General features: G+C 59.3%; 3 protein-coding genes. 1 reads left to right on the top strand and 2 read right to left on the bottom strand.

Annotated features, from left to right (window positions below; all coding sequences use genetic code 11):
• On the top strand, positions 1-319 hold a 319-nt coding region (locus K336_RS18195), incomplete at its 5' end, for an integrase core domain-containing protein (RefSeq protein WP_155945121.1).
• A 67-nt stretch (positions 320-386) separates the two neighbouring features.
• Here the strand turns inward: K336_RS18195 and K336_RS18815 are convergent.
• Positions 387-737, bottom strand: a complete 351-nt coding sequence (locus K336_RS18815) for an LCCL domain-containing protein (protein WP_021796359.1) — start codon at positions 735-737, stop codon at positions 387-389.
• Positions 738-767: 30 nt separating this feature from the next.
• A complete protein-coding gene (locus K336_RS19050; RefSeq protein WP_162142630.1) occupies positions 768-2,219 on the bottom strand; it encodes a transposase in 1,452 nt (483 codons plus the stop codon).
• Between the last annotated feature and the right edge of the window lie 203 nt (positions 2,220-2,422).

The raw sequence follows: 2,422 nt of genomic DNA, 5'->3' as shown, positions 1-2,422 counted from the left end.
CACGGTCTTTCACTCGGATCGAGGAGCTCAATACACGTCGGCCGAATACACGAAATTCATGACCGACCGCGGGATTCTCCCGTCCGTCGGGCGGACCGGTAGCCGCTATGACAATGCCGCCGCCGAGTCATTCAACGCGATCTTGAAGAAAGAACTCGTGAACCGTAAGGTTTACTCGACCCGAAACCATGCAATCCGGGACGTGACAGCCCGGACCGGGTCACGATGCGATCGCAAGCGTCTCCACTCGGCGATCGACTACCAGACCCCCAACCAAGCCGACACCGAATGGAGACAACAACACAAGGCAGCAGCCTAAAACCAACCATTAACCACTGTCTGAAAAACCTATATCACTCCAGAGGGGCCTGGATGCACTGCAGATGTCAGGCTGACTCTGGGTCGTTGTTCTGATCGGCGAGCCAGGCTTTACCTGCGGGACTGTCCAGCCACTCCTGTCTAGTCGAGGGGAGAGCCAGATCAGTTTCTCGTGCCGTGTATCGAATCTGGCCGCTCGGCATGACTACTTGATGCCTAACCTTCAGCCGCGCACCGACGGGAGGCCAGTTCTCGGGATTGATGCAGAGGATGTCATCCCCGATGAATCTTAGATCGATGACACCGATGATGTCCGAGTCGTCGGTCCTCACGTCCAGGCCCCACGGATGGTGCCCGATGACTGTGCACCACTCAATGGGACCGAGCCATGGGGCTTCTATTTTTTCTGTTTTCTTCATATCTTTCTCCAGTGTCAGTGACCCAGTTGGTCAACTACCCGAAATCTTGTCGTACGAGACCCATTCTCGGTTGATGGTCAGTTCGTTGAAACGATCTATCTTGCCTGCTGGTATTGCATATTGAACACTGCTGGGACCTCCCTCGGTGTAAGGTGATTTATATTGCGCGAATTCATTCTTGAAGTCGGGGTGCATGTCGAATCGGGTGTACCCGTTCTCGTAGTTTCCGATTCGTGGATCGGCGAACGTGCGTGCCGCCGCTTCGTCGCCGGCGTATGCGCTCTTGTCGCCGACTTGGAAATCTGCGGGATCTAAACCATCGAGTGCTTCACGGTCACCGACTCCGCGGCGCGGCGTACGGTAAGTATTGATGTTTTTGGCGGCGTCTGTGCTGATGGTACCAATGGCCGTCATGAAACAAAATCGTTTCTGGTTTCGCGGAGCGGGAAGGTGTTCGAAGTCGTAGTCGACGGTGCGGTCGGTGATGTATGAGGCGGACGCGCCGAGGGTTTCTTCGGGGGTCTCGTGCTGGATGGTGGTGGTGTTGTTCTTGGCCGTGTTCCGGACGTGCTCGGCCGGGTTGTGGTCGGGCGCGTACGGCGGCGGATGGATCGGCGTGATGCGCTCCAGCAGCCGGCCGGGCCCGTGGAGGCCGGCCAGCATCTTGGCGTGGTGGAAGCGGGCGTTGTCCAGGACGACAGCGATCTTGCCGGTGCCGGTTTCTCGTTGAAGCCGGTCCAGCGCGAGGATCGTCTGCCAGGTGTTCCGGTTCCCCTCGATCGGGTACAGTTTGACTTTTTGCTGGTCGGGGAGAGGGCGCCGGGGAAGAACTGGGACGTCTTCTTCCGGTCCACGGACCGGCCTGGTGCGCTGCCCTCTTTCGGGGGCTGCATGCGGCGGGTCCAGGCCTCGTGCTCCAAGCGGACCTCGCCGACCGCGTACACCTCCCAGCCGGCGTCCAACAGGGCCTTGACCTGGGTCGTCGCCCAGGCCATGCGTCTGGTGACGGCTTTCTCGTCGCGGTGCTCGTCGAACGGGTCCGGGCGGTTCGAGGTTCGGCCCGCACAAGCGCAGGAGCAGCTGGTAGGAGGAGTCCGCCTGGTACCGGGCGTCGAACAGGATCTTCACGACCTCACGTATCGCCGGGACGTCCCAGAACCCGGCGCGGACACCCGCCGGGGAGGGCGGCTGGGCCAGGATGGCCTTGAGTTCTTCCTTCTGGGCGCGGGCGGGTTCCGCCGCGTCCTGGTTCCCGGCATGCCCGGTCAGGACCGGGCACATCCTGGTGGCCTGCCAGTCGGCCGGCCATTCCTGCACTGTCCTCTCGGCCCGCTCAACCATCTTCGCGATGATGCTGGTACTGACTCCTTCGGAGGCGTACAGGATCGCTTCTGCTTTCATCCGCACCAGCGCATGATTGTCGGAACGCTTCCTCCACCTGATCAGGACAGCTGTTTCTTCCGGGGTGACCCCGACCTGCACGCCCCGATCATATCCGAAACGGCACAGGAAATCCATGAAAAATACGGTTTCGTTTCATGTCAGCCATAATCAGGAGTGAACCGTGAGTCACTTGATATTTCCACATCTGGAAACATCTGTCAGGGTAATTGGCAATCAGTTTGTAACACCTCTTATGGCCGTCATGAAACAAAATCGTTTCTGGTTTCGCGGAGTGGGAGGTG

The sequence above is a fragment of the Propionibacterium acidifaciens DSM 21887 genome, assembly GCF_000426605.1.
Taxonomy (GTDB): domain Bacteria; phylum Actinomycetota; class Actinomycetes; order Propionibacteriales; family Propionibacteriaceae; genus Propionibacterium; species Propionibacterium acidifaciens.
This window is presented reverse-complemented; position numbering and strand designations above follow the sequence as displayed.